The organism is Geminisphaera colitermitum TAV2 (assembly GCF_000171235.2).
Lineage (GTDB): Bacteria > Verrucomicrobiota > Verrucomicrobiia > Opitutales > Opitutaceae > Geminisphaera > Geminisphaera colitermitum.
The window spans coordinates 57,353-83,831 of sequence record NZ_ABEA03000019.1; the positions used below are offsets into that span (position 1 = coordinate 57,353).

Below are 26,479 nucleotides of genomic sequence, written 5' to 3' on the forward strand. Positions count from 1 at the left end.
CACGCCCGGCGCGTCAAGCGAGGGACGAGAGCATTGCAGGCGGGGATGCTGGGAAGGTCCGCGTCTGCATCAGTGCCTGCGCAAGCGGACAGCGGGCGGCATCGATGTCGCGTCCCTGACGGTACTGGTCGAGGAGTTGCGTGGAGCGCCGGGCCAGCATGCGCCGGACTTCGCGGCGACGACCCGCCACGCGCGGGATCGTCATGTGATCGTAGGCGGTCGTCTGGTGGCGCATCCAGGCGATGGTCGCCGCCTCCGCGCGTTGCTCGACCGGAATGCGCTCGGTGCGCGCCACCGTCCCGCTGCCCACCGGCACGGCATGCGCAGTAATCGCCCGGGCCATCGCCGCCGCCTCGTTCGCATAGCGCGGGGCAAAGGCAAGATAGCGGTGCACCGCGGCGTAAAACTCCTTTTCGTAATCAGCCTGTTCGGCGGCGCGCCGGGCGCGTCCGGCGTCGAGTTTTTTCTGATACGCCGGGTCCGCGCGTTCGATGTGCAACTCCGCCCGCAGAGCCTCAATCCGCGCCGCAGGAGCCCAGATGCCGCGCGAGAAGCGCTTGTTGCCCTTCACTTCGATAACCGTCCACGAAGGTCCGTCTGCCTTGATTCGCCGACTCAACGCGGCGTCGCCCGGAGGCAACAGCGCCCACTCGGATGGAATCGGCAGCAACACACCGCCGGAGGTCTGCACATGACCCGGTTTTTGACTTATGCGAACTTCACGCGTTTGCGATGGCACGGCGGGAAAAAGCACCACCGGCGCCGGCTGGCGCAAGCCATTCCTCCACCGCGCGTGGCGCGACCATCGCACAGGATCGGAGCACCTTGGGGACCGAATTTCGGGACGGAATAGGACAGATACCACTTCTTCGGGTTCTTTTTTCGCTTCGGATCGAATGAGTGGACCGCCGATTCTCGTAGGGGAAATGTGCTGGCAACTGGCTGGCAGCAAAACCCGCTAACAAGCCGAAAAACGGCCACCCAAGCACAAACCCAGAAAACACCCGCACCCGCGGATTTACCTATGAGAAAGGCCCGCTTCGAGTGAAGCGGGCCTTTTCAAAACTGGCGGGATGGACGGGACTCGAACCCGCGACCTTCTGCGTGACAGGCAGACGCTCTAACCAGCTGAGCTACCACCCCGGAATGGGAAAGGGCGCTGACCGTAGAAACCGGGACTCCTCTGTCAAGCGCGGTTTCGGAAGTTTTTCGGAAGTTTTTTTCATTTTCTGAATTTCGTCCGCCAACGCCCATGTTCACTATACGAAACTACACTCAACCGCGGATACAGGCTTGCGGTGAGACTGTTTGCAGGACGCATTCACTCGCTCCGCCTCCTCTGCCGGAGTTTGTTCCCACCGAACCTTTTTTGACGTTAAACCTATCCACCACACCATGGCCCACCAAAAATCAGACGGCATGAACTACGCCCCCCAGGGCAAACCCAGTCCCGTTGTCAAACCCGGTGAATTCGTCTTCGCCGCCACCCATCTCGACCACGGTCACATCAACGGCCAGTGCAACGGCCTCATCGAAGCCGGCGCGCAACTCAAATGGGTTTACGACGCCGATCCGAAAAAGCTGGAGGATTTCCGCTCCCGCTACCCGCAGGCCAAAGCCGCCCGCTCGCTCGACGAAATCCTCGACGACAAGGACGTGAACCTCGTCGCCGCCGCCGCCATCCCCAATCTCCGCGGCCCCCTCGGCTGCCGCGTCATGGAAGCCGGCAAAAACTACTTCACCGACAAACCCCCCTTCACCACCCTCGACCAACTCGACCAAGCCAAGGCCACCGTCGCCCGCACCGGACGCAAATACGCCGTCTATTTCAGCGAACGCCTGCATGTGGAGTCCGCCATGTTTGCCACCGAACTCGTGCAACAAGGCGCCATTGGCCGCGTCATCCAAGTGATCGGCCTCGGCCCCCACCGCCTCAGCAAAGCGAGCCGCCCCGACTGGTTCTTCAAAAAGGAACAATATGGCGGCATTCTCTGCGACATCGGCAGCCACCAGTTTGAACAATTTCTGACCTTCACCGGCGCGACCGACGCCACCGTGACCAACGCCGCCGTCGGCAACTACGCCAACCCCGACACGCCCGAACTCGAAGACTTCGGCGAAGCCAACCTCGTCGGCGACAACGGCGCCACCAACTACATCCGCGTGGACTGGTTCACCCCCAACGGCCTCGGCACCTGGGGCGACGGCCGCATGACCATCCTCGGCACCAAGGGCTACATCGAATTGCGCAAGTATCTCGACGTCGGTCGCGAAAAGAGCGGCGACCACGTTTACCTCGTGGACGACAAGGGCGAACACCACCTGCACGTCGCGGGCAAGGTCGGCTTCCGCTTCTTTGGCGAACTCATCCTCGACTGCCTCAACGGTACCGAGAAAGCCATGACACAGCGCCACACCTTCAAGGCCGCCGAACTCTGCCTCCGCGCCCAGGCCGCCGCCCGCCGCCTGACACCCTGACCGCGCAACCCGTCCCCCCCCCCCCCCCCCCCCCTCGCCAACCGGCCTGTCCGCGCCCGCATCGAAAAATGCGGGCGCTGTTTTTTTTCTCCTTCCGTCAGTCAAAAAAACTTCGCCAGCCGCCCGCGCACATCGGCGGCGAAACGCTCGATGTAAGCCTGCGCATAAGCGGCCACATCCAGCGACGCATCCGCCACCAGCGGCGTCAAATCCATCGCCCACGTGATACCCTCAAACGCATCCGTCGCGTGTGAGGTGTGATACGTCGCATGCGCCAGCCGCCGCCCTGCCGTGGCAAGGTCATAACGTTTGCCGCCCGAAATCTGCGAATCAAACACCCCCACGAGCGCCGCCGCGACGTTTGGGTAACGCCCCGCGTCGAGCACCTGTTTGTCCGCGTCGAGCATCCAGTCGAGATCACGCCACACCTCGCAACCCAGCACACGCTTCGGACGCTTTTCAGCCGGCAGCGCGCGCAACGCGCGTAGCGAATGCGCCAATACAGCAATGTGCGTGTCGTGCTTGTCCGCCGGCTGGTGCAGATAAACCACCTCCAACGCCGACGCCGTCTCGAAAATCTTCACCAAATCGCCGTGAACATCCGCGTTGCCGCGGTCCTTCACTGCCGCGCTCGGATGCGCCAGTTGCACCTGCACACTGTAGTCGCCAACGAAAGCCGCCTTGCGCTGCTCATGACGCCGCACGGACTGCATCCGCGCGTCATCAAAATCTCCATACAACCCCGTGCGCGGACTTCCCGCGCCGTTCGTGACCACCACGCCGCTGAACCAGCGATCATCGCGCCCGAAACACTCCGCAATGCCTGGGTAGGCCATGATCTCGATATCGTCCTGGTGAGTCGCCACGCACAGATGCGTGGTGCGCGCCAGCGCCGCCTCGACCGTGAGGCTGGCGGCGGAACCGGAGTTCGCGTCGATGCCCGGAATCGAGGGGGGGGGGGGGGGGACAGGGATAAAAACATCGACATCGGATCGTGCGAATTTCATGGGAGCAAAGCGGAAGAATAAAACATTCGGAGCATTCTTTTTAACGGGAAGAATCAACCACAGAGACACAGAGGCAAGGAGGACAAATCCACGAGTATCTTTTTAACCGAACCACACCTCTGTGTGCTTCTGTTCCCGATGCATCTATGTATTTACGGTCAAATTTCATTTTCAGCGTTCCCCGCTCCGTGGCGGCGCCGTCTCACCATCCACCCACACCCCCGGCAGCGACACCACCTGCGGATGCGCAGGCAGCCCCATCTCGTTACGCATCAGATACCCCCCAAGAATATCCACCGCCGTTATTCCAATGTTTCTCACCATTTGATCAATGCCGGCATGATGCGCCCACCGCCCCTCGGTCTGTTTGTCCAAAACCGCGAATGCCAGATCACCCGGCACCTCCACACCCGCATTCTCCCTGAGAAAACTCAACGATTCCGCCAACTCCACGCCCAGCAACACATCCGGTTTCCATCGTTTGTACCACGTCAGCATCCGCTTCCTGTTCGACGGTTCCATCATCGGCGGGATATGTGCACTTTTCGGCAGGTATCGGAACTGGCATGACAAGAAACCGCCCAACCAATGATTGCGCAACCGGTCATCCGTCCACTGTTCCATGACCAGCGCCGGACGCCGGTAACCCAGCCGCCGCAACTCCCCCAACGCCAGATGCACCGACTGCATCTTGTCGTTTATCACCCGGCTCGTCTCCGGCCACAGGCACGAGTATCCGATGGCCACGCACGCGAAATGCTCCCATTGCAACTCCAACCGTCCCCCTGGCTCCATTTGCGGACCGATCACGATGCCCCGCACGCCGCGGTTTCGCAACACTCTCCCCAGCCGCGCCTCCGTCATGTCCTCATCCACGGTGTAGTGTTCCAGTCGATACCCGAGTTCCGCCGCCCGCGCCTGCGCTCCCTGAAACTCACGAAAAAACGGAGTTTGTTTCACGAGTTCCTCCGGGCTCAATCGTGTGACAAATCCCAGCGATTCCATCCGCTTTGCCGACCGGTTTCTCCGCAAATAATCCATCAGCCGCGTCACTTCCGGATTCTGCTGATACCCCAGTTCTCGTGCCAGAGCCTGAATGCGTCCCCGTGTCGCCACCGACACGCGGGGATGATTGCGCAACGCCATCGAAATCGTCGCCACCGAGACATTCGCCGCCCGTGCGATTTCCCGAAGTGACGGGGGCACTTGGGTGCCCGATGGAGGCGATGAGGTTGATGTGTTTACCAAGCTCGATGACATGCAGCGAAAAGACGACCAAAATTCTAACTGTTAAGCAACGCCGCAGTTGCTCTCCGAATACGACAATATCAATCAATGCACATCGCCTTCGCTCCCGTGATTCAGTCATGCGGAGACCGTTAACCATCAATCCACCAAGCATCATGAACTTATTGAAAAAAATCACCACGTTCCCGGCATTTCAACCCAATTGGACCGGACGTCATTGCAACGCTGCTTTCCTTTGGGTCGTTTTCGCTATTTTTGCAATGCCATCAGACGGCATTTCAGCAGTCACAATTCCCGCGCCACTGCTTGATTACAGCTTTAACGCGACGACGAGCAACGCTGGTTCGCTGAGCAACGCGGATCTCACAATTTCAGGAGGCGGAGGGAATGCCAAAATTGGGGCCGACAAATCCGGCGTTTCCGGGCTGGCGGGCGATTACGCGTTTGTGACCGCAAACACCAGCCACGGTTCAAATGGCGGAACCGGTGTTGCGCAAAGCACCACGGCAGACCTGCCGGAACTCTCCTCTTTTACGATAACCGGCTGGTTCAAAACCAGCACGGCCATCAATAATGGCGGTTACCTTTTTGCCTCCGGGTCAATCACACTGCGGACAAACTCCGTGGACATCTCGACCGGTTGCCTGAACCTGAGCGTTGAGGGCAAAAACAGCGGACGCACCTCCCTAGCTCTTCCCAATCTGTATGCGAACACCAACCAATGGGTTTTCTTCGCCGTGACGTTCAATGGGGCGCAGGCTTCATTCTACCAAGGCGACACAGTCACCGGCGTATCCACGCGTTCCAACCTGACCCTCGCCAACGACTCGTTCGACCCGGCGGCAGGAGTGCTCATTGGAAACAACGGAAAAACCGTTTATGCCGATACCCGCGCTTTCGCTGGCAGCCTTGATAACATCCGCTTCTTCGACTCGGCCCTGTCGATCGAACAACTGGAAAAGATTCGAACCGCTGACACCCTGAACCAAAGCCTCGCCAGCCTTAACATTCCGGAACCCGCATCCGTCACTTTCCTGTTCGGCACGATTGCCATCCTCACCCTTGCCGGACTGAAAAGATGGAAAGCATAGAGGACTCCCCCTCCCCCCCCCCCGCCGCCGCATTCCCCATGAAAAACAAAGCGACAAAACACCCTTCCGACAGACGAGGCGGAGTCTGTCGGAAAAACACCAGTGAGCATCGTCGCCCCCCGCTAGCCGCCGCATTCACGCTCATCGAACTGCTGGTGTGCATCGCCATCATCGGCATACTGGCTGGCCTTGTCATCGCCGTGGTTGCGCCCGTCCGCATAAAAGCGCGAACCACACAATGCCTCTCCAACATGCGACAAGCCGGCGTCGCGTTTTCGCTCTACGCAAACGACACCCACAACTTGCTGCCTGTTCAAAAAACCGACGCCCTCGGTGTCAAAAACGACGCCGGTTGGGTTGCGCAAATAAAACCCTATTGCGACTACAAGGTGTTGCTCTGTCCCGAAAGCAAGGCGCCGTATCCAAGCGCCAGCTACTACTACAACTCCTTCGCCTCCACTTTCTCACTTTCCAATCGCGGGCCAGTGAGTCAGTCCGAGGCGGCGGCGGCTCCGGCGCGCTACATCCTGTTGCTCGACGGTCGCCTTAACATTGAAACACCAGGCATGGGTTCCTACATCATCACAACCGTGGATGCAGCCAGCGCAGGCGTGCGCCCGCACCCATTCGGAGGCGAACGCAACGGAGGGCGCACGGTGCTGTTCATGGACGGACACGTGAAACTCGTCCGCGTGTATCCGACAAACACACTCAACTGGAAACAACTCCAATGGCCCAACGGCGCAGGCGGCGGTTAATAAAAATCCGACCTGTTGCGTCCTCCCCCCCCCCGCATTTCGATTAGCATGAAACTCACCCAATGCCTTTTCGCGTCCACACTCGCCGCGTGTTTCGCCGCCCCCCCCTCGCACGCCGCCGAAGTCGCGGAGCAACCGATGGTCTGGGCGCATTACACACCCTGGCACACGCCGCTCAATTCATCAATCTCCGCGTATTCGTATTACAACTACCCCATTTTCCACTCCACCGGTTTCGAGAAAAACGACTACGCCGCCGAGTTCCAGCAGGCCAAATCTCAAGGCATCGACGGCTTCCTTGTTGACGTCGTTTTTCAAAAAAAAGGCCGACCCGCCTTTGACGACTTTGTGCGCAAAATGCTGCAAGCCGCCGAAGGCTCCGGCTTCCAGATCGGCCTCTGCCTCGACGTAAAAACCACCGTTGAAACCCAAGTCCGCGAACTCTCCCGAATGCTCTCCGATTACGGCGCGCACCCCAATTACCCGCGCCACAACGACCGGCCCATTGTCGCCACCTACACATGGGGAAAATGGACGCCGCAAGACTGGGCCGACATCCGCGCAGGACTCCAGTCCGCGGGACACAACATCCATCTGATCGCCAACGTTGACCCCAATTACGCGCAACTGAAACGCGACTGGCTCGACTCCTACGCCCCGCACTTTGACACCGCCTACAGCTTCGGCCTCGCCGGCATCAACGGCATGCCCCGCCAGCAAATGGCCGACCTCATTGCCGACGCCGCCCACGCTCACGGCAAAACCTACATGGCGACCCTTTACCCCGGCTACTACGGCGCATGGCTCAACGGACGAAACGATTTTTACCAACCCCACCGCGGCTTCGATCAACTCCACGACACCTACCTCGCCATCCGCCAAAAACGCGACCACTGGCTGCACTTCACCACATGGAACGACCACGACGAAACCAGCGTGCTCCCCATGCTTTTTACCCCCGCCAATCCCCGCATCACCAAAGCCTACAGCGATGCCTTCAAGAACATCCCGCCCACATCGACGAAACCGGAAATCTGCCTCGCCTATCACCGCGAAGAAATACCCGGCACCCTGCTGCGAATCGAAGCCCTCACCCTGCCCTCGCTCGCCCCGCATCCGACCGCCATCGTGAGCGGCCACCTGCTCGACCAGACGGGAAACCCCGTCGCCACACTGGAACCCCGGACACTCGCAACCCGCCAGTTTGACCGCGCCGAATGGCTCATCCCGACCGGCCACCTCGCCCACACGCCCGCGCTCACACCAAGGATCACCATCGACAGCCGCAACCCCGGCGACGTCGCCCACACCGCCAGTCTTCCACCCATCCTGCTCGTCAACGGTTGGCATCAAAACACCGTCACGGTAAAAGTCCCCGTCAATGAGTGCATCGACATTCCCAATACACTCACCATCCGCTCCAACACGGACACGCCAGAAAACGGACTCTTGGACGCCGAGATTTCATTCGCCTATTCCAACGCCACCACGGTCCCCCATGAGGCGGACGAAATCGCCAGCATCACCCTGTTTCGCAACGACCGTCCTCTCGCAGTCTTCAATGCAACGACCGAGGGGAAACACTTGTTTAACCTCAACATTTCAGGGAAAGCCGGCTGGGAAGTGAAACTCGAAGACGGAGCCATACTGAATGCCGTCCGCAAGTTTTCCGAAAAAAACTCACCCACATTTACCTGGCACGCAGGAGGCGCTAAATCCTCACCGACGCCGATCCAACTCCCCGCGGGACTCCTCTGCTCCATCACTCCCAACACCCAGCTGACCCTTTCAGTGAAGGGAAACGAACCACTCACTCTGACTGCGCAAGACCTGAACAAGCGTGAACTCATCCAACTTAAAAACCTCACCATCACCGCCTCGCCAGTCGATGCCACAGTCCAAAACCACGCCCCACTCGCGGAACAAAACGGGCACCACCGCATCACGATCCTGACCCGCCCGCCCCGCATCTCCGATATGTTTTATGTTCGTTACGAAACCACACGCGGCAAAGTCGCCCTGTCGCGCATCGTGCACCCCTTCTCACCGACTGGAAAAATCGTACCGGCAAACCTGATACAAACATCCATCAATCTGGAAACATCTTCAGGCGGCACCGGCATGCCTGGGGAAAACGAATACCTCACCCCCCGCGACCAAATCCCCTTTGCCTCTCCAGTCGTCATCAAAACCCGGATACCGCTGGAAACCGTGCGCGCAGGTCGCTGGACATTTGACAACGCAGGCAGCGATTCACTCGGCGACATGCCCGTCACCATCCCCCCCGGCATGTTGATCCCCGACGAAAGCGGAACCGGCAGCGTGTTGCAACTGGACGGCAGCCATCCGCTAAAAATGCGCCTTCGCACCTGGCCGATTGGCAACACCACTGTTGATTTCCGACTCAACCCGGCTCCCGGCGTCACCAAGCCGCAATCCGTCATTGGCCGCTCCGGCTGGAGTGATGCAATTAACATCAACCTCCTGTCAGACGGTCGCGTTGAAGTCGTGCGTGATGGGGATAGGCACAAAAATGTTCGCAAAGAAACCTTGGTCAGCAAAACCCCGCTCGTATTCGGAAAGTGGACACGCTTGCGCGTCACCAACGACAGTCTCGCCTTGCGCATCTACATCGATGGACGGCTTGATTCGGAGTCTTCCCTATCGCCTGCCCGGAGTTACGGAAACTCCACTTGGTACATCGGTGGTGGTCACGAAGCCGGAATCAAATCCGGATATGCCAATTACCGTGGCAAGATCGATGACCTGACCGTCTGCGGCGCGGCCTTCGCTCCGGACGATCCGGATTTTCCTTCGATCACCCATGCCACTGACGGTGGAAAATTCTGACCATCTCCATCTGCCGCCACTCGTCATCGCATCGTGCTCACTCCCCTGCCCCGCCCGCCTTCGCTGCAATTTCCTCACCATCCTGACTCACCAATGAATGCATCACCTCGCGGCAAATGCTGAAAAACAGGCTCTCCGCGAAGTTCAGATTGCGCCCCTTCGCGTAGAGCAGCCCCCAGCGACGCCGCAGTTGCCGCCGCCCCAGAGGAAGCGCCGTCAGGTGGCCACGCTCGATCTCCGACGCCACCACCCAGCGCGGCAGGATGCCCACCCCCATGTCCAGATTCACAAACCGTTTGATCGCCTCCTCGTTCGCAATCTCGATGAACGGCTTCAGCGTCAGCTTCTCCTTCCGAAAATAATCCTCGATCAACGCATACGTCTCCTCGTCCGCCTCCGAGATGATGAACTTGCCGTCCGGAACCTCCTCGCGCGGCACATGGCGCTTGATGGCCCACGGATGCAGCGGATGCACGATGAATTGCAACGTGTCCGCCGCCAGAAACCTGAACTCCAGCCCGGCGCGGCCCGGCGTTTCAAGCGTCACCGCAAAATCGATACGATCCGCCGCGATGGAGTCCGCCGCCTGCCGCGCCGTGCATGGCTCGATGCGGATCGTATGATCGGGAAAACTCTCGCGGAACTCCCGCAGCACCGGCGGCAGAATGAACTGGCACGCCGTAGTGGATGCTCCGATACGCACACGCCGCTGCCCCGGGTCCGCGATCGCTCCCGCGCGCGCCCGCAACGACTCCATCCCCGCCAGGATCGCCTGCGCCTCCGGCAGCAGCGCCTCGCCCGCCGGCGTCAGCTTCATGCTCCGCGATGTCCGCTCAAACAACACGCATCCCAGGTCCGCCTCCATCGCCTTGAGCGCATGGCTGACTGCCGATGGCGTCATGCGCAGTTCATTGGCAACACGGCTCATATTAAGCAGCCGCGCCAGCATCACATAGAGGCGTAGTTGATGGCTTTCGATTACAGGTTGCATGCTGGGTGGAAGCCACGCCAGAAGCAGGTTGAAGTCCAAAACCCACACGTTCCGCTCATCTTTGAATTTTACATCAAGCTGGTTTTAGGGAACTTCACATTTCTGGCTTTTTTCCAGCGTCACTTCGCCCGCGCGGAAGCGTTCGATGCCGCCCATCGGCGTTCGCACCAGCAGGCAACCTTCATCGTCCACGCCCATCGCGGTTCCGGGGGTGCGCGTGTCGCCCTGCAACACCGCCACGGGGCGGCCTCGGAGGAGGTCGTGCTTGTTCCACAGGTCGGCAAAGGTGTCGCGGTGCGCGTCCGCGACAAATTGTTCGTATGCCTCCAGCACGCGCGCCACCAGCGCGAGGGCAAAACGGTTGATCTCCACCGGCACGTTGGCGTGCTCCGAGATCGACACGGCGCGCGCCGCAATCTCCGGCGGCCAGCCTTCGGGCGGGGGTTGCAGGTTGAGGCCGAGCCCCAGCACCAGGTCGCGTATCTGGTCGGCGTCCATCCGCGCCTCGGTGAGAATGCCCCCCGCCTTGCGTCCGTCGAGCAGCAGGTCGTTGGGCCACTTGATCCCGATCTTCGCCGCTCCCGCCGGCCCCGGCGCGATGCGGCAAAAATCCGCGACGAATTCGCAGATGTTGACGCCCATCCACAGGGAGAAGGGTTGCATCCGCGCGGGCTCCACCCGCGGGCGAAATCCAAAACTGCAATACAGGTTGCCCGCCACGCCGCTGTGCCATACGCGCCCGAAGCGTCCGCGGCCTTTCGTCTGCCGTCGCGCCATCACAACCAGCGGCGCGGCCTCGCCTGCCGTCAAACGTCGCGCGGCTTCGTCGTTGGTGCTGTCCACCTCGTCGAGCAGGTGGAGAGAGGCAAATGCGGAATTGGCGGCGGGTGTTGCGGAGGTTTCGCATTCCGCATTCCGAAGGGCTTCGATCAGCGCCGGGCTCAGTCCCTGCGAATGCGGCGCGAGTCGGTAGCCTTTGGAATGCAGGCTCTCGAAAACGACTCCTTGCTCGCGCAGTTTTTCCATGTGTTGCCACACGGATACGCGGCTTACGCCGAGTTCACGGGCGAGGGTTTCGCCTGAGACGACGTCGGGGGCGGCTTGGAGCAATGCGCGCAAGATCACTTGCTCGGGACGCACATCCGGCGTGGCGCGGGCGTCCCGCCCGCTCTGAATCAGAAGATGAAAGCCCAAATCCCCCTGAAGCGGGCGGGACGCCCGCGCCACTTCGGAAGCGGGTGGGACGCCCGCGCCACTTTTCCCAGTGCTCACGCCCTGCCCTCCCCTTGCGCTGCGTCTGTCGCGTCCGCGGGACGCCAGTCGAGCCCGATGTCCACCCAGGTGCTTTGATGCACCGGCGCGCCCGTCGAGACAAAGTCCACGCCGAGCCGCGCGTAGTCGGGCAGGTTTTTGAGTGTGATGCCGCCGCTCGCCTCGGTGAAGGCGCGCCCGCCGATCAGGGCAACGGCTTCCGCGATCCGGGCCGGCGGGAAATTGTCGAGCAGGATGACGTCGGCGCCCGCCGCGAGCACCGGCGGGATTTGGTCGAGGCGGTCCACTTCCACCTCCACCGGCAGTTCGGGCGCGTGCGTCCGGGCCCGCGCCACGGCGGCGGCAAGGTCGTCGTCGGAACCGAGCAACGCGAGGTGATTGTCCTTGAGCATCACGCGGTCGAAGAGGCCGAGCCGGTGGTTCCAGCCGCCGCCGCAGCCCACCGCGTATTTTTCCAGCACGCGGTAGCCGGGCGTGGTCTTGCGCGTATCGAGCAACCGGGTACGCGTGCCGGCGTTGCCTGCGTCGGCGTTGCCCGCAAGCGCGTCGGCGTAGAGTCGCGTCTGGGTGGCGACGCCGGAGAGACGTTGCAGGAAATTGAGGATCACCCGTTCCGCCGCCAGCAGCACGCGCGGGTCGCCTTCCAGCGTCGCCATGACGCCGCCGCGCGCCACCCGGTCGCCATCACGCACGCGCAGTTGCGCGCTGGTTCGTCCCCCCCCCCCCCCCCCCCCCCCTGCCCTGCCGTCATCGGCATATACCGACAGGATCAAGGGCAGCAGGGGCAGGCCGCAGGCCACGATTTCCTGCCTCGCCACCAAATCCGCCCGGCCTGAGCGCGGCGCAGTGGCGAGCGATGCCGTGGATTGGTCGCCCGTGCGCGCCGGTTTGCGCAGCAGGCCAAGGCCCGCGAGGTCTTCGTCGCGCGCCATCACGACGAGGCGGCGGAGGAAGTCGGGATCAATCTCATCCCACTGAAGGCGTTTGGCGAGGGCAGCGGCGGTGGCGGTGGTGGACATGCAATGGCAACGTGCATCAAGAGTCGCCCCGGCGTGAAGCTGAAAACGCAACGAGCCGGAGATACCGGGATACTGGGTCTTGACGGAATTGCGGCGCTCCGCGCCGTCGGCGGGTCGGGAGACCCGCCCTCCTCAAAGAACCGTCTCGCCGTCGAGCAGGGAGCGCAGGCGGCGGCTCAGAACGCCGAGGTCACACGGTTTGTCCAAAAACTCGACAGGGCCGATCTCGCGCAGTTTTTGCCGCGTCTCCGGCATGAGGCGTCCGCTCAGCACGATGACCTTGGTGGTGGGGCGTTCGCGCCGGATCGTCTTGAAAACGTCAATGCCATGCACGCGCGGCAGATTGAGGTCGAGCAGCACGGCGTCGATCGGCAACGCGTGGTCTTCGACCGCCTGCACCGCCTCCGCTCCGTCCAGCGCCAGATGCACCGTGTAGCCCTGCTCCTCAAGCAAAGTGCCAAGCAACATGCGCAAGCTGGCCTCGTCCTCCACGACAAGGATGTTTTCGCCGCCCGCCCTTCCCGGCTTGCCGCCCGCCCCGTCCGCCTTTGCGTTCTGCGCCGCGCGCCCGTCAGCGGTCTGGATGATGGAGGCGTGGCCGGCGTCATCGGGCAGGACGGGCGAACGCGTGGCCAGGGGCAGGTAAATGCGAAATTTCGTGCCTTCGCCGGGAGCGGTGTCCACGTCGAACAGGCCCTGATGGTTGACCACCACACCATAGACCACGGCCAGGCCGAGGCCCGTGCCCGCGCGCGCCTGCTTGGTTGTGAAAAAGGGCTCGAAAATGTGTTCGCGCACCTCGGGCGTCATGCCGGTGCCGGTGTCGGCCACGGTGATCTCCACGTAGTCCTGTTTTTCGTCGGCGCGCAGGACGGCCAGTTCCGATCCGGGGACACGCCGGGTGGCGAGGGTGAGAGCGCCGCCGTCGGGCATGGCGTCGCGGGCGTTGACGCAGAGGTTCATCAGGACCTGCTGCAATTGGTTGGGATCGGCGGCAAAGGTGGGCAGCGCCGGGTCGAGTTGCTGGCGAAACTCGATGGTGCGGGGAAAGGTCTCGGCGAGCATTTGAACGTGCTCGCCGATGAGCTGGTTGAGATTGATGAGGCTGTAGCTGACCTCGGCCTTGCGGCTGAAGGTGAGGATCTGACGCACGAGGCCGATGGAGCGCTGCGCGGCGTTGTACGCCTCGCGCAGGTAGCGTTGCAGGGTCTCGTCCGCGGGGCCTTGCGTGAGGGACAGTTCGATAAACCCTTTGATGATGGCGAGCAGGTTGTTGAAATCATGCGCGATGCCGCCGACCAGCGTGCCGAGGCTTTCCATCTTCTGCGACTGGCGGAGTTGCTCCTCCAGATGCTTGCGCTCGGTGATGTCCACGCGCAGGCAGAGCAGGTGGGTGAGTTCGTCGGCGTGGTTGCGTATCGGGGAGACCAATACGTTTTCCCACACGTCGGGGTTGCCCTTGTAGGAGGTGTGCAGTTCGCCGCGCCACTGGCGGCCGGCGGCCACGGTCTCGCCAAACTGCCGGTAAGCCTCCTCGGTCGGATGACCTTCGCGGAGCACGCGGATGTCGCGCTCGAAGACTTCCTCCAGCGTGTAACCGGTGACCTGGGTGAAGCGCGGGTTGACATACTGCACGCGCCCCTCGGGTGTCGTCATGACGATGGAGATGGGAGCCTGCTCCACGGCTTGGGCGAGCTTGGAAAAATGCTCTTCACCGAGGCGCCGCCGCGTCACGTCGCGTCCGATGGAGCGCACGCCGAGCGGGTGGCCGCCGGCGTCGCGCAGCAGGGTTTCCTCCCATGAGATCCAGCGCCAGCCTTGAGCGGTGTGCCAGCGGTGCTCGCGGACGATGTGGTAGGGCGCGGCATTGATACGGGTCGCGGCCTGGCGCCAGCCGGCCACGTCGTCGGCATGGACGAGGTCACCCAGCACGAGCCCGGAGCAGTCGGAGATGCGGCGTCCGAGTTTGCGGGCAAAGGCCGAGTTGGCCGCGAGGACTCGCTCCTCGATGTCGTGGACCACCGCCAGTTCCAAGCTGTCCGCCCACGGTTCCACCCAGGGATCGGTCTCCTCATCCGAGCCAGGGATGCCAGCAGCCATGTAACCAAGGGACTTGCTCATGTTCGTGATCTTCGCGGAATAATGGGGGGCGTAGACGGGTTGAATGAAGGCGTGGTCAGAGGGTGGACGGTGGAAAGAGCGGGGGCGGGCGATGCGTCAGATCATGCCGCTAAGGATGAAGGGCAGGCGTTGCACACTGTTGGATAATGCCGCGCGAGCCAAGCGTGAAGCGCGTTCGCCTTCGCCGTAAAGAATACGCCAGCCGGGCAACCGCTCCCATTCGTCGGGGGCGAGGGAGGGCACGTTTTCAAAGCCGCCGCGGATGCCGGACTGGCGCACAAGTTGATCGGCCACCTGCACGGCGGCGGCGCAAAAGGCGTGTTCGGGCGCGGATGCCGGGTCGTTGTGGTAGAGCACGGCTTCGACCACTTCCTTGGAGAGTTGGTGGCGTTGCAGATAATAGCCGCCGACGCGGGCGTGGTCCCAGCCGATGAGGGTGCGCTCGACTTGACAGACTTCGGCGGTGTCGGCGCAGGCGCGCACGGCGATTTCGGCAAACTCGTCGGGAAATGTCGTGGCGAGCACCACTTTGCCAACGTTGTGCAACAATCCGATAATGTAGTCCATGTCGTCGTCGATGGAGAGCGTGGTGGTGCTCAGGATCTCGCGCGTCATGATGCCCGAGCCGATGCAGTGTTTCCACAATTCGCGCCACGGGAGGCCGAGCTTGGATTCGCCGATGCGTTGCATGTCCTCGATCACCGGCGTGGCCATCGACAGTTCACGTATCTGCCGGATGCCGAGAAAGAGCACCGCCTCCTCGATGTCGTTGACCTTGGCGCTAAGGCCGAAAAATACGCTGTTGACCATGCGCAGGAGGCGGGCCGTGAGCGAGGGGTCGCGGCGGATGACCTCGGCGATTTGCGCCGTGTAGCTGCGCTCGGAGTTGACGACGCGCTCAAGGTCCTTGTTGACGCTTTGCAGGGAGGCGAGTTTGGGGCACGCGTCGATGCGCCGCCGGATTTCATCGTCCGTGTACGGTGCCCCGTGAACGGCGGGAGGGGAGTGGGTTGGAGCCGGGTGAGAGGTCGTCATGGATGTCGTGCGCGCGATTTTTTTCTGGTTTCCTAATCGGAGCGCCGTGCGGGAGGTTTAGCAGAATGCAGGTTTTGCATGAAAAAACCGGCGCAAGCCCGGGGACGCCGCGACAGGGTCAGGTCCACCGGTCCGCTTTATTGCGCGCCCCGACTATGCTGGCAGGACAGGTGTTCGCCCCTGCGTTTTGCCAGCGGCATCCTCGGCCCGGAGCGGCCAATGGACGCCGATGAAGTAATTTTTATCCGATCCAATCCGATCCGATCCAAAGGAGCCATCACGCCCGGACGCCCATGCGGTCGCCCATGCGCGCGTAAGTCTCCACGAACGCCCCGCTCTGCTCCACCAGATCGTCGTCAAACCGGATGCGCCCCCGCTGGAACAACGTAATCACACACGAACCGCCAAACGCAAAAAAACCCTTCTCTGCGCCCTTTGCCACCGGCCTCCCCGCCATGAACGTGTTGCGAATCGTGCCCACGCACGTCGCCCCCACCTCCAGCATCGCCACGCGCCCGCCTCCCGCCGCGCCCGCCGTGCTCGACCTCCCCCCCCCCCCCCCCCCCTGGGGCGCAGCAAGTTCGATGAGCGTCAAGGCGCGCTTGTTTTCCACCAGTCGCAACACGCGCGGACGCAGCGCAACCGGACTCACCGAGTAGAGCACGCCATTGATCAAACGCGGCTCGCCCGGCGTCCCCGCGACGGGAAAGTGAAAACGGTGATAATCCACCGGGCACAACCGCGAGATGACCATTGATCCGCCGGCGAACTCCCGCGCCAGCGCCTCGTCGCCGAGCAACGATGCGAGCGTGAACTTTTGCCCCTTCACATAAAACCCCGCGACCTCGTCCACATTGGGAAACACAAGATGACGCCCGTCCGCCGGGAACACCGCCACATCGTCCCCCGGCGCAATGGGACGGGCGGACGGCTTGAGCGCGCGGTAAAAAAACTCGTTAAACGTGCGAAACTCGGTCGGCTGACGCGCGAACTCGTCCACATCGAGCCCGTAATCGAGGATGAACGGCAGCACCTTGTGTGCGCTCACGCGGCGGTTCATCCGCCAGCCATACCAATGCGAGAACCAGGCGCGCTTGAACAACAGCCACGCCGCCAGCCGTCCCACCCGTGTTTCATAGGCCCAGCGCAGCCACCTCTCGCCGTAAATCTGCTCGGTCAGCACTTGGCGGGCGTAGCGGTCATAATATCGGATCGGTTGAGACATGCGGCCATGAACATCCAAGAAGCCCCCGCCCGCGTTCAACATCGAACTGACCCTCCATAGATTTGCATGGATTCGCGCGCCCGGCCCGGTTCAACTCTCCGCTTTTTCCCGTCACACCGCCACTCTCCTTTATTTTCCACCGTCATGTTCGAGTCCCTTACCGACAAACTCTCCAACGCCCTCCGCCACCTGCGCGGCGTGGGCAAGCTCACCGAAGAAAACATGGCCGAGGCCCTCAAGGAAGTGCGCACCGCCCTCCTCTCCGCCGACGTTCACTTCAAGGTTGTCCGCGAGTTCGTTGACCGCGTGCAGCAACAAGTCGTCGGCCAGGAAGTCATGAAGGGCGTCACCCCCGGCCAGCAGATCGTCAAAATCATCCACGACGAACTCGTGCGCCTCCTCGGCGAAGGCACCACCGAACTCTCCGCCGCCCGCCCGCTCAAAATCCTCATGGTCGGCCTCCACGGCTCCGGCAAGACGACCTCCACCGCCAAGCTCGGCAAACTGTTAAAAAAACGCGGCTACAACAAACCCTTCGTCGTCGGCTGCGACATCTACCGCCCCGCCGCCATCGACCAACTCGAAATCCTCGCCAAGCAAGAAGACCTCGGCTTCTACTCCGACCGCGTTTCCAAGGACGTGCCCGCCATTGGTGCCGCCGGTCTCGAAGCCGCGCGCGCCGCCGGAGCCGACGCCATCTTTTTCGACACCGCCGGCCGCCTCCAAATCGACCAAGACCTCATCGAAGAAGTCAAAAAACTCCGCGCCCGCATCCAACCCGACGAAGTGTTTCTCGTCGCCGACGGCGCACTCGGACAGGAAGCCGTCAACGTTGCCAAAGCCTTCCACGAAGCCGTGCAGTTGACCGGCCTCATCCTCACCAAGCTCGACGGCGACGCACGCGGCGGCGCGGCCCTCTCCATCAAAAGCATCACCGGCGTGCCGATCAAATTCGTGGGCACCGGTGAAAAAACCGCCGACTTCGAATCCTTTTATCCTGACCGCCTCGCCTCGCGCATCCTCGGCATGGGCGACGTCGTTTCGCTCGTGGAAAAAGCCAGGGAAGTCATCGACGAAAAGGAAGCCGAGCGCATGTCGGAAAAACTGCGCAAAGCCGACTTCAACCTCGAAGACTTCCTCGCGCAGATGCAGCAGATCAAGAAACTCGGTTCCATGCAGAGCATCCTCGGCATGATGCCCGGCATGAGCGGCATCAAACTCGATGACGACGCCGAAAAGGCGATGAAACGCACTGAGTCGATCATCCTCTCCATGACGCTCAAGGAACGCCGCAAGCCCGAGATTCTCAACGGCAGCCGCCGCATCCGCATCGCCAACGGCGCCGGGGTGAAAGTCTTCGAGGTCAACCAGCTGATGAAGCAGTTCCAGCAGATGCAGAAGATGATGAAGATGATGAAAGGCGGCGGCGGCAAAAAGATGATGCGTCAGATGCAGGCCATGCAAAAACAAGGCGGCCAACCCGGCGGACGCCGGATGTTCTGACGGACCGCCCAAGGAGCGGCGGTTAAAAAACCGCCGCTACGTCGCAAGCGTCGCGTAATACCATTATCCAAGAAAAATCCACCCGCCCAACAGCAGGATGGGCAGCAGCACGGGCAGGCTGTATTTGAAGACGTATCCAAAAAACGTCGGCGTGCGGATGCCTGCGCTGTCGGCGATTGATTTGACCATGAAATTGGGGCCGTTGCCGATGTAGGTCATCGCGCCAAAAAACACCGCGCCCAAGCTCACCGCCACGATCAGGTTGCGCCCCGTCGGGAGGTCACGCATCACGTCGAGCACATGTTTTTCAGTCGTTTCCTGCCCGGTGAACGCCTCGGGATGATCGGCTTGGATGGTCGTTTCGGCCAGACGCAGGAACGTCGCGTAAGTTGGCGCATTGTCGAGCACCGCCGAAAGGCTGCCGGACGAAAGGTAGTAGGTGATGGGCTTCTTGATGCCAAATTCCTGCCCATGCTGGTCAATGTAACCGAGCGCCGGGATCATCGTGGCAAAAATCCCGACGAACAAAAACGCGACCTCCTTGATCGGGCCGAAGGTGAATTGATTGGCCTTGTGGATGCGTCCCGGCGTGAGCACGAACGAGGTCGCGGCGGACGCCACCATGATTAACTCGCGCAAGTGCGGGAAAAAATCGTCGGAAATAAACACCGCGCCGATGATGATCGCGAGGAAAACCAAGTTGCCCCTCCCCTCGACCCGCACCGACTCCGGCGGGTGCGCAATGGATTCCTGGATACGTTTGGACGCGTGGTTGAAGCCGCGCCGGTCATAAACGTAAAACACCGCCAGCAGCATCCCGATGGTAAACACCCATTGCACCCACACGTGTTCGAGCAGCCAGAAAAACGGAATCCCGCGCAGGTAGCCGAGAAACAGCGGCGGGTCACCGATGGGCGTGAGCGCCCCGCCCGCATTGGACACCACAAAAATGAAGAAAATGATGTGATAGGCGCTGATGCGGATCTTGTTCATCCGAATCCACGGACGGATCATGACCATCGACGCGCCCGTTGTACCGATGAAGTTGGCCAGCACCGCGCCCACCGCCAGGAAGATGACGTTGGTGATTGGCGCCGCCCGGTCCCTGATGCTGATGTGTATCCCGCCTGAGACTACGAAGAGTGAACCGATGAGGCAGATGAACGACAGATACTCGCGTCCCGTGTGCAGCGCCGTCGCTCCGCCGCCAGGCATGAAGAACAGATAATAAATGACGACGAGCGCGCCGAGCCCCACTGCGACGACGGCATAGTATTTTTCCCACAGATGTTTGATCCTTGCCGGTGACAGCGGCATCACTGCGATGAGCAGCAGGAGCAGCCCGAAGGGCAGGACCATCCAGAGCGGCGTGTTGACCGCTCCGGCCGGACCGGAGACCGAGGCAAGGGGGACAATGGACATGTAGGAGGACAGAATCATACGCTTGATAAATGACGGAGTCGCTCGCACTCAACCGCGCCGCCTCTCCTTGTGCGACGTTTTTTTCGCTTGGAGGGCGGGTCTGGGTATTCGCGTGCTTCGTGGGCCCCCCCGGTTTTGGCAAGGCAGGGCGCGGCGCGGGGTTCGCCGCGGGTGTAACCGGGAGGGGTGAGGGAATTACGAATGACGAATTACGAACTGATGTTACGCGACGGAGGATTGGCAGAAAAAGTGGCGCGGGCGTCCCGCCCGCACGTAGGGGCGTCGCTTGCGACGCCCGCGCACGCCGGACGGATTTACCGAATACCAGAAGAGCAGTCGCAGGCCGAAACGTAGTCGCGGGCTTCGCAAGCGAAGCCCCTACAACGGAGTGGCGCGGGCGTCCCACCCGCATCAGGTGCCTCTCCGCGCCGTCCGGAAACAAACCGGCGGCGTTTTGCTGCCGCGCCGTTCACGGCCAGGATTGCCGGGCCACGCCGGAGGCGGGCGAGACGCCCGCGCCACTTTTGATGCCGGCGCTCCCAGGCGCTGACGCACCAGAGTTGCCCCCTCCACCACTTCTCCTCTCCGCTAAATGGATACCCGAGGCCTCCGAAGACTATGCTGGATCGCCCGACGCACCGCTGCCGTCGTTCGGGCGCAACCGTGTAGTATCTGCCCCATAGTTCTTCTGAGGTTGGTTTATTGTTCCAACCCTCACCACCTCTTCCCGGGACTAAACACCTAGGCTGCGAGTTGTTCCAAGCGGAGCATGGGACGAAGGACGCCGCACATGCCCAACGCCTCTTCGCTTCCACCGCGATTGATGAAAACATCGGGGCGAATTTCAGGCAGGCGCGGGAGCAAGGCGAGGCGGGCGCTTGTGTGGTCCGCCCAGGCACGCGGCCCTTGGTCCACTTGCGCTTGCAAGTCCGCGGACTTGGCGGCGATGGCGGCGCAATGGCACGCGAAAAAACGCTCCAGTTCGGCAAAATAGGCCGGGCGATCCTGCGTCCACAACGCCATCAATCCCTGATAACCGCGCACGGCGGCGTCGCGACGGTCGAGCGCGCCGGCCAGTCCGTAGTGACGCGGCAATGACACGAGTTCGGCGAAACGCGACGGCGCGGCATCGACTTCGGGACCGAAATAAATCCGAGCCTCGCCGCGCTCGGCAAGGCCGGCGTTGCCCATGATGCCAAGAATCACCAGCACATTCTCGGACACCAGGCGGTGCATCACCAGCGGCGGGAAATGCACATAGTCACCGGGCGCCAGCGCAAGTTCACGAAATCCGTTTTCGAGATCGTGAAACTCGACGCGACCGCGACCGGAAAGCACAAAATAGCCCTCGTCAGTCACGGCGTGAACATGCGGGCAACCCGAACACACGCCATCGGGCGCGGGGCGTTGCGTGTAAACATGAACCTCCGTGAGACCGATGCCGCCAATGAGTCCGGCGGGCAGCGGCGGTTGCGATGGCCCGGATGATGATGATGCGGGTGTATTCATTGTGCGGTGACGAGGGTTTTCTGCATATCGGCGTCAAGTTCGCTGCGTGCGACGGTGCGTTTTTGGGAGATCGAACGCACCAGCAACTCGCAGGCCGCCATGGTTTCCAGATTGTGACGCACACTGATACCGGGCTCCACCCCCGTTGTGATCCATGCATGGAAATCGCGCAACAAGTCGTCCAGCTCTGCCGAGACGACGGGCGTGATGACACTGAGAGGACGTGAACCGAACTGCTCCGTCGGGCGCGTATTGAAACTCAGACTACTATCACGCAAAAACAACGCGCCGCGTTCGCCGTGCAGTTCGATGTCATACGTGCTGCGCGCCGCATCATGCGTGTGCAGGTAATGCACGCGCGTGCCGTTGTCGAAGACGAGATGCGCGGAGGTGTTGGGGTCGTCGCGCGTGTAGGGCGACCAGGCTGCGCGCCATGCGTGCGCGGTGACATTCGCAATCGGCCCGAACCAGTCGAGAAGCGTGTCCATGTGGTGACACGACATGTCCCATATCGAGGCGTAGGGATAATCCAGCGTGCCGACACGCGGGCGCACCCGTTGCTGGCTGAACGAGACTTGATGGACCGGTCCCAACCACGCCTCGAATGACGGATCGCGCAGGGCCCGTCGGATGGTGAGTTCGACAGGCTTGTAGCGGTAGTTTTGCGCCACGGCAGCGATGGCCCGCCGTGCCTGAACGAACGCGGCGCACTGGCGGGCGGAATCCCAGTCCGGCGCCATCCCTTTCTCGACCAGCACGGGCAGTCCCGCCTCGATGGACTGTCTGACCATCGGGACGTGAAATTTCGTCGGCGTGCAAATGATCACGCACTCGGCCCCGCTTCTGGCAAGCGCGTCGCCGAGATCGGTAAAGCAGGACGAGGCGGGCAGCCCCGTCCGACGGCGCGCTTCTTCGAGGGCGGTTGGGTTGATGTCGCAGAGTGCGTGCGAAACAAAACCGGTGGACGGCGTCGCGTGTTCGATGGGCCAGAAACCGCGGTTGGTGACGCCAACGTGCAATACTTTGAGTCGAGGTGCGGGAGGAAGGGGAAGTGTCATGATGGAAACAATACAGGGATGTGATTCAGGCGGCAGCGAAGGGCTTGCGAAACCCGGCGGCGAGCGCAGCGGCTTCGTCGGTATTCCAGAGGCCGTCACGGTAAAGCAGACGGTAACGGAAACGGAGTGTCTCCCCGGCGCCTGCGTTCAGCGATCCGTGAAACAGGAATGCCGCGTTGATGAAGGTGAACCCATTCGCCGACTTCGCATACCACGGAACCGGCGCAACAGGATTTTCGGGATGATCGATCATGCAAACCGACACCCGTTCGTCCGCCCCGCCATCCATGCGTCCCTGCATCACGACCCACGGATGCGGGTCACCGCTGATCGACGGCACGGTTGTCCCGTCGGGCAAAAGAAAATCGACCCCGTGCATCCCGCGTGATGCCCGCAACGAAAATCCACCGTAACCTCCCCACGTGGTGAAAGGCGTGCGATCCAGGATCACGTCGCGCAAGGCGCGCAGCGAGATATCCCAGTCCACGAGTGTCACGCCATCATCTTGTAGTTTAGAATAAACTACACGCGATTCATCCATCACCGCCTCACCCGCCGGCGAGATCCATTGCTGCGTGTGCATGATGCGCGCCGCGTCCGCCGCCACCGGCTCCAAAACCGGCTGCCCGGCGTGCGTCACCTGCCGGCCAAAGGGCGCACGCTCCTCCCAGAAATTGTCCTTGTTGATGAATTTGATCGTGAACCACAGGCCGCGATGCCACACATGGTCGGACATTTCCCAGCCCGTGAGCACGTGTCCGCGCGGTGTCACCAGTGGATGGATACCCGGTTTCGGCGTGTCCGGATTGTAACGATAGGTGATGGAACGCGCGTCGCCCGGAGTGGTGGCGGCGATGCGAAGCGTGTCGTTCCAACTGGATTGCAGGAGAAGCGGCGTATGGGCGGAGGGGGGCCTCGGGTTTGATAAAGAGCTGGAGATCGTCATAGAATCGGTTGTGTGACGCCCCGATCATAGCTGGAACGCGAACAGGCAGCAATTGACAGAAAAGGCTTTTCAATGGACTTTTTTGCGCATCCGACCTCCCCCCCCCCCCCCCTGCCATGTCACAACTTTTCGTCAACCTGAACACCCCCGCCCGACTGCCCGGCATCCTCACGGTGCAGCAACCGGAAGGTCCGTATTACGGGCGGGTCATCCATGCGGAATCCAACCACTACACGCCGCCGCAATCGCGGCGCTCGCCTCCGTTCGTCCACAACCATTACCACATCGTGCTCGTCACTGCGGGGAGGGGATTTTTTGAGATCGAGGGGAAAAACTGGTCCGCCACGCCGGGCGAAGTTTTTTTTACGTCGCCCCGTCAGTCGCATCAGTTTCTCAACTCAGGCCGGGATACGACGCGATATGCGGAGGTGACGTTCGAGTTCGTGCATCCGGGTTCGGGTTCGCCGATAAAAATGCTGGGACTGGACTTTGCCGGGTTGTTGTCCGCATGGACAAACCTGCCTTGCGAACCGGTACTGTCGCGCCGCTTGCCGAAAGCGCTGGCTCGCGTGCTCGCGGGGAAAATCGAGGCGCTGGTCAATCGCGGACGTGCCTCGCCTCAGCCCGACGATCTGGAACTGGGCGCCCTGCTGGCGGAGATTCTCACGGTCGTGTTTCGCAACGTGTTCAGGAAGGAGGCAGCCGCGCCGGACAAGATCGACCAGGTGCGCGATATCATTCGTACACGCTATCGTGAGGAGTTGCATCTCACGACGCTGGCGAAGGACGCCGGGCTGTCGCCTTCGCATCTTTCGCGTCGGTTCAAGGCGCGTTTTGGACGTTCGCCGATCAGCTATCAACTGGAGTTGCGTTTGCAGAGCGCCTGCGAGTTGCTGCGCACTCGCGGCGAGTCACTGGCGGAGATCGCGGCGGCGGTTGGGTTTGAGGATGTGTTTTATTTTTCCCGGCTGTTCCGCCGACGCCTGGGTGAAGCGCCGGGAAGTTTTCGCAAGGCATCGCAATCGAAAGGGAGGTTCTGAAAATACATTTTTAACCGCGAATGGTCGCGAATGAACGCGAATAAAAATACAATAGAGTATTTTCGGTTTATTTTGTCTCACGCAGAGACGCGGAGAACGCAGAGTCAGAAAAATGCAGTATTTGTAATTTAATTATAATTAGTCACTTGTGTCTTCTCTGCGCCTCTGCGTCTCTGCGTGAGTTCTTAAATCTTGCGACAAATTGAACCGACAATGCTCTACCATAGCCAAATAATTATGCATTCCATCGTCTTTCTGAATTCGCGTTCATTCGCGACCATGTCAGACTGTCGCTGCGCTCGGTACGCGGTTGGTTTGTTGGATTGGGAAAAGAATTTTTAGAACATCCCGAAAGTTTGAAGTGGCGTGGCCCCCCCCCCCCCCCCCCCTCCCTTCCCTACTTTTTTTCTTCGCGGAGCAATTCGGCGTCGGGACCGATAAATTCGAGTTCACGTTCCAGCGTGAATGCCGCGTCCTCGGGTTGCACCTGAAGCCGGAAATTGAACTTGCCTGCATAGGCGTCGCGGCTGACTTGCAGGATGAAGGGCTGCACGACCTCGGCGAGTGGGGCGACTTCAATGCCGCCTTCAAAACCAAACTGCGCCAGTCCCTTGTCCGTGGCGGGCGGGAGCGGATGCGCGGTGACGCGGAATCGAACGGGGACGGTGCTTTTGTTGACGATGCGCACGAAGTATTGATTGCGCACGGTGTCAGGCGTCACGAAGTAGGGCGCGCCGGTCATGCGGGTAACGGACATGGCTGCCGGGCGGACGGTGGAGAACGCAAGCGTGGCGGCCATGGCGCCAACGAGAAAAAGTATCGCGTAAATGACTACACGCGGGCGCAGCCAGCGGGTGCGCTGCCCGGCAAGGCCGTTGGTGGAATCATAGCGGACGAGGCCGCGCGGACGCTTGAGTTTGTCCATCACCTCGTCGCAGGCGTCCACGCAGGCGGAGCAGGCGATACACTCGATTTGCAGTCCTTGGCGGATGTCGATGCCGGTGGGGCAGACCTGGACGCAGCGCTGGCAGTCGATGCAGGCTCCGGCGTCTGGTGTTCCGGGACGTCCACGCGGTTCGCCGCGCTTCGCGTCGTAGCCGATGACAAGCGAGTTGTCGTCGATGAGCACGGATTGAAGGCGTCCATAAGGGCAGATGATGAGGCAGAGCTGTTCGCGGAACCAGGCGAAGTTGAAATACAGAATGCCGGTGGCGATGGCCACAAATACGAATGATCCCCAATGCGCACCGGGCGCGCGTGTCATCATGGACCAGAGTTGCGGGAGGGAAACGAAGTAGGCGAGAAAGAGGTGGGCGATGCCGGCGGAGAGGAAAATGAATGTAGTGTGTTTTACGATACGTTTGATGATTTTGGTGTTGGTCCACGGCGCGGCGTCGAGACGGCGGCGGTCCACGGCATCGCCTTCGATCCAGCGTTCGACGCGGCGGTAAACGTGTTCGAGAAACACGGTCTGCGGGCAGGCCCAGCCACACCAGACGCGTCCGAGGATGGCCGTGATGAAGAAGAGCGTGAAGCCGAGTCCGGTGATGCCAAAGAACATCAGCCACGCGTCTTGAAACGCGAGGGTGCCGCCGAAGAGGTGGAAGCGGCGGGAGGCTACATCAAGGAACACCGCCGGGCTGCCGTTGATGGGTATCCAGGGAAGCGCGAGGTAAAACGCGATGAGCAGCCAGCCGGTAATGCGACGCAGGCGGGTGAAGCGTCCGCGCGCATCCGCCGGATGCAGAAACAACCGCGAGCCGTCATCACGAATGGTGGTGACGGAATCGCGGTTGGGGCGGATTTTTGGGTCAAAGGTCAAAGGAGTAGCGAGTAGCGGGTAGTGAGTAGCGAGTAGTCGGAGTTTTGGCGCGGGGGGGGGGGAGGATTGGCGGTTCGGGATGCT

The 26,479-nt window shown here is 61.4% G+C and carries 21 protein-coding genes and 1 tRNA gene; 6 read left to right on the forward strand and 16 right to left on the reverse strand.

The window, feature by feature from the left end; all coding sequences use genetic code 11:
- Positions 1-13 precede the first annotated feature (13 nt).
- Entirely contained in the window at positions 14-739 is a 726-nt protein-coding gene (locus tag OBACDRAFT_RS03040; RefSeq protein ID WP_052360975.1) for a DUF2293 domain-containing protein, read from the reverse strand.
- 327 nt (positions 740-1,066) lie between these two features.
- Positions 1,067-1,143, reverse strand: a tRNA-Asp gene (locus OBACDRAFT_RS03045).
- Positions 1,144-1,395: 252 nt separating this feature from the next.
- Here OBACDRAFT_RS03045 and OBACDRAFT_RS03050 point away from each other — a divergent pair.
- Entirely contained in the window at positions 1,396-2,478 is a 1,083-nt protein-coding gene (locus OBACDRAFT_RS03050) for a Gfo/Idh/MocA family protein (RefSeq protein WP_043582643.1), read from the forward strand.
- A 101-nt stretch (positions 2,479-2,579) separates the two neighbouring features.
- On the opposite strand, the gene OBACDRAFT_RS03055 is transcribed toward OBACDRAFT_RS03050, so the two are convergent.
- Together OBACDRAFT_RS03055 and OBACDRAFT_RS03060 are read right to left on the reverse strand one after the other, a co-directional pair.
- Entirely contained in the window at positions 2,580-3,485 is a 906-nt protein-coding gene (locus OBACDRAFT_RS03055; RefSeq protein WP_043582645.1) for a PIG-L deacetylase family protein, read from the reverse strand.
- A 171-nt stretch (positions 3,486-3,656) separates the two neighbouring features.
- Positions 3,657-4,691: a LacI family DNA-binding transcriptional regulator gene (locus OBACDRAFT_RS03060; protein ID WP_157836892.1), complete on the reverse strand. Its 1,035-nt coding sequence runs from the start codon at positions 4,689-4,691 to the stop codon at positions 3,657-3,659.
- On the opposite strand from OBACDRAFT_RS03060, the gene OBACDRAFT_RS03065 reads away from it, so the two are divergent.
- From OBACDRAFT_RS03065 to OBACDRAFT_RS03075, 3 genes are read left to right on the forward strand one after another with little or no spacing between them, the layout of a single operon-like run.
- The gene (locus OBACDRAFT_RS03065) at positions 4,664-5,824 is read left to right on the forward strand and encodes a LamG domain-containing protein (RefSeq protein ID WP_157836893.1); all 1,161 of its coding nucleotides are present in this window, start codon (positions 4,664-4,666) and stop codon (positions 5,822-5,824) included. The two genes, OBACDRAFT_RS03060 and OBACDRAFT_RS03065, sit on opposite strands and share 28 nt — an antisense overlap.
- Positions 5,812-6,582 carry a type II secretion system protein gene (locus OBACDRAFT_RS24895; protein ID WP_232766591.1) on the forward strand — a complete coding sequence of 257 codons (771 nt, stop codon included), beginning with the start codon at positions 5,812-5,814 and terminating at the stop codon, positions 6,580-6,582. The genes OBACDRAFT_RS03065 and OBACDRAFT_RS24895 overlap by 13 nt, the downstream gene beginning before the upstream one ends.
- A gap of 48 nt (positions 6,583-6,630) precedes the next feature.
- Positions 6,631-9,432 (forward strand): endo-1,3-alpha-glucanase family glycosylhydrolase, encoded by a 2,802-nt coding sequence (locus OBACDRAFT_RS03075; RefSeq protein ID WP_052360961.1) that lies wholly within the window; start codon positions 6,631-6,633, stop codon positions 9,430-9,432.
- 37 nt (positions 9,433-9,469) lie between these two features.
- On the opposite strand, the gene OBACDRAFT_RS03080 is transcribed toward OBACDRAFT_RS03075, so the two are convergent.
- From OBACDRAFT_RS03080 to OBACDRAFT_RS03105, 6 genes are all read right to left on the reverse strand, one after another.
- A complete protein-coding gene (locus OBACDRAFT_RS03080; protein ID WP_157836894.1) occupies positions 9,470-10,423 on the reverse strand; it encodes a LysR family transcriptional regulator in 954 nt (317 codons plus the stop codon).
- Between the two features lie 84 nt (positions 10,424-10,507).
- Complete coding sequence (locus OBACDRAFT_RS03085) at positions 10,508-11,695, reverse strand: biotin--[acetyl-CoA-carboxylase] ligase (RefSeq protein ID WP_232766592.1); 1,188 nt, start codon at positions 11,693-11,695, stop codon at positions 10,508-10,510.
- Entirely contained in the window at positions 11,692-12,714 is a 1,023-nt protein-coding gene (gene nadC / locus OBACDRAFT_RS03090; RefSeq protein ID WP_052360969.1) for a carboxylating nicotinate-nucleotide diphosphorylase, read from the reverse strand. The genes OBACDRAFT_RS03085 and nadC overlap by 4 nt, the downstream gene beginning before the upstream one ends.
- 132 nt (positions 12,715-12,846) lie before the next feature.
- Positions 12,847-14,835 carry a hybrid sensor histidine kinase/response regulator gene (locus tag OBACDRAFT_RS03095; RefSeq protein WP_052360971.1) on the reverse strand — a complete coding sequence of 663 codons (1,989 nt, stop codon included), beginning with the start codon at positions 14,833-14,835 and terminating at the stop codon, positions 12,847-12,849.
- A gap of 96 nt (positions 14,836-14,931) precedes the next feature.
- On the reverse strand, positions 14,932-15,870 hold the full coding sequence (locus OBACDRAFT_RS03100; protein WP_043582651.1) for an HDOD domain-containing protein: 939 nt from the start codon (positions 15,868-15,870) through the stop codon (positions 14,932-14,934).
- Positions 15,871-16,147: 277 nt separating this feature from the next.
- Positions 16,148-17,095 (reverse strand): phosphatidylserine decarboxylase, encoded by a 948-nt coding sequence (locus OBACDRAFT_RS03105; protein WP_043582698.1) that lies wholly within the window; start codon positions 17,093-17,095, stop codon positions 16,148-16,150.
- Between the two features lie 144 nt (positions 17,096-17,239).
- Between OBACDRAFT_RS03105 and ffh the strand changes: the two genes are divergently transcribed.
- Positions 17,240-18,598, forward strand: coding sequence for a signal recognition particle protein (ffh, locus tag OBACDRAFT_RS03110; protein ID WP_043582652.1), 1,359 nt, complete (start codon positions 17,240-17,242; stop codon positions 18,596-18,598).
- A gap of 63 nt (positions 18,599-18,661) precedes the next feature.
- Here the strand turns inward: ffh and OBACDRAFT_RS03115 are convergent, their stop codons facing one another.
- The 5 genes from OBACDRAFT_RS03115 to OBACDRAFT_RS03130 all read right to left on the reverse strand — a co-directional run bounded on the left by OBACDRAFT_RS03115 (position 18,662) and on the right by OBACDRAFT_RS03130 (position 23,533).
- Positions 18,662-20,020 carry a sodium:proton antiporter gene (locus tag OBACDRAFT_RS03115; protein ID WP_043582699.1) on the reverse strand — a complete coding sequence of 453 codons (1,359 nt, stop codon included), beginning with the start codon at positions 20,018-20,020 and terminating at the stop codon, positions 18,662-18,664.
- Between the two features lie 222 nt (positions 20,021-20,242).
- Positions 20,243-20,389 carry a hypothetical protein gene (locus OBACDRAFT_RS27835; RefSeq protein WP_157836895.1) on the reverse strand — a complete coding sequence of 49 codons (147 nt, stop codon included), beginning with the start codon at positions 20,387-20,389 and terminating at the stop codon, positions 20,243-20,245.
- A gap of 372 nt (positions 20,390-20,761) precedes the next feature.
- Positions 20,762-21,529: a cupin domain-containing protein gene (locus OBACDRAFT_RS24900; protein WP_052360972.1), complete on the reverse strand. Its 768-nt coding sequence runs from the start codon at positions 21,527-21,529 to the stop codon at positions 20,762-20,764.
- Positions 21,526-22,587, reverse strand: coding sequence for a Gfo/Idh/MocA family protein (locus OBACDRAFT_RS03125; RefSeq protein WP_043582653.1), 1,062 nt, complete (start codon positions 22,585-22,587; stop codon positions 21,526-21,528). Before OBACDRAFT_RS03125 ends, OBACDRAFT_RS24900 begins: the two co-directional genes overlap by 4 nt.
- Before the next feature lie 25 nt (positions 22,588-22,612).
- On the reverse strand, positions 22,613-23,533 hold the full coding sequence (locus tag OBACDRAFT_RS03130; protein ID WP_043582654.1) for a DUF6807 domain-containing protein: 921 nt from the start codon (positions 23,531-23,533) through the stop codon (positions 22,613-22,615).
- Positions 23,534-23,649: 116 nt separating this feature from the next.
- On the opposite strand from OBACDRAFT_RS03130, the gene OBACDRAFT_RS03135 reads away from it, so the two are divergent.
- A complete protein-coding gene (locus OBACDRAFT_RS03135; RefSeq protein WP_043582657.1) occupies positions 23,650-24,573 on the forward strand; it encodes an AraC family transcriptional regulator in 924 nt (307 codons plus the stop codon).
- A 397-nt stretch (positions 24,574-24,970) separates the two neighbouring features.
- Here OBACDRAFT_RS03135 and ccoG read toward each other — a convergent pair whose 3' ends face one another.
- The gene (gene ccoG / locus OBACDRAFT_RS03140; protein ID WP_043582659.1) at positions 24,971-26,395 is read right to left on the reverse strand and encodes a cytochrome c oxidase accessory protein CcoG; all 1,425 of its coding nucleotides are present in this window, start codon (positions 26,393-26,395) and stop codon (positions 24,971-24,973) included.
- Positions 26,396-26,479: the final 84 nt, after the last annotated feature.

Coding starts and splice junctions, on each gene's coding strand:
- OBACDRAFT_RS03050 (WP_043582643.1), top strand. CDS start 1,396: ATGGCCCACCAAAAATCAGACGGCATGAACTACGCCCCCCAGGGCAAA.
- OBACDRAFT_RS03055 (WP_043582645.1), bottom strand. CDS start 3,485: ATGAAATTCGCACGATCCGATGTCGATGTTTTTATCCCTGTCCCCCCC.
- OBACDRAFT_RS24895 (WP_232766591.1), top strand. CDS start 5,812: ATGGAAAGCATAGAGGACTCCCCCTCCCCCCCCCCCGCCGCCGCATTC.
- OBACDRAFT_RS03075 (WP_052360961.1), top strand. CDS start 6,631: ATGAAACTCACCCAATGCCTTTTCGCGTCCACACTCGCCGCGTGTTTC.
- OBACDRAFT_RS03080 (WP_157836894.1), bottom strand. CDS start 10,423: ATGCAACCTGTAATCGAAAGCCATCAACTACGCCTCTATGTGATGCTG.
- nadC (WP_052360969.1), bottom strand. CDS start 12,714: ATGTCCACCACCGCCACCGCCGCTGCCCTCGCCAAACGCCTTCAGTGG.
- OBACDRAFT_RS03095 (WP_052360971.1), bottom strand. CDS start 14,835: ATGAGCAAGTCCCTTGGTTACATGGCTGCTGGCATCCCTGGCTCGGAT.
- OBACDRAFT_RS03100 (WP_043582651.1), bottom strand. CDS start 15,870: ATGACGACCTCTCACCCGGCTCCAACCCACTCCCCTCCCGCCGTTCAC.
- OBACDRAFT_RS03105 (WP_043582698.1), bottom strand. CDS start 17,095: ATGTCTCAACCGATCCGATATTATGACCGCTACGCCCGCCAAGTGCTG.
- ffh (WP_043582652.1), top strand. CDS start 17,240: ATGTTCGAGTCCCTTACCGACAAACTCTCCAACGCCCTCCGCCACCTG.
- OBACDRAFT_RS03115 (WP_043582699.1), bottom strand. CDS start 20,020: ATGTCCATTGTCCCCCTTGCCTCGGTCTCCGGTCCGGCCGGAGCGGTC.
- OBACDRAFT_RS24900 (WP_052360972.1), bottom strand. CDS start 21,529: ATGAATACACCCGCATCATCATCATCCGGGCCATCGCAACCGCCGCTG.
- OBACDRAFT_RS03125 (WP_043582653.1), bottom strand. CDS start 22,587: ATGACACTTCCCCTTCCTCCCGCACCTCGACTCAAAGTATTGCACGTT.
- OBACDRAFT_RS03130 (WP_043582654.1), bottom strand. CDS start 23,533: ATGACGATCTCCAGCTCTTTATCAAACCCGAGGCCCCCCTCCGCCCAT.
- OBACDRAFT_RS03135 (WP_043582657.1), top strand. CDS start 23,650: ATGTCACAACTTTTCGTCAACCTGAACACCCCCGCCCGACTGCCCGGC.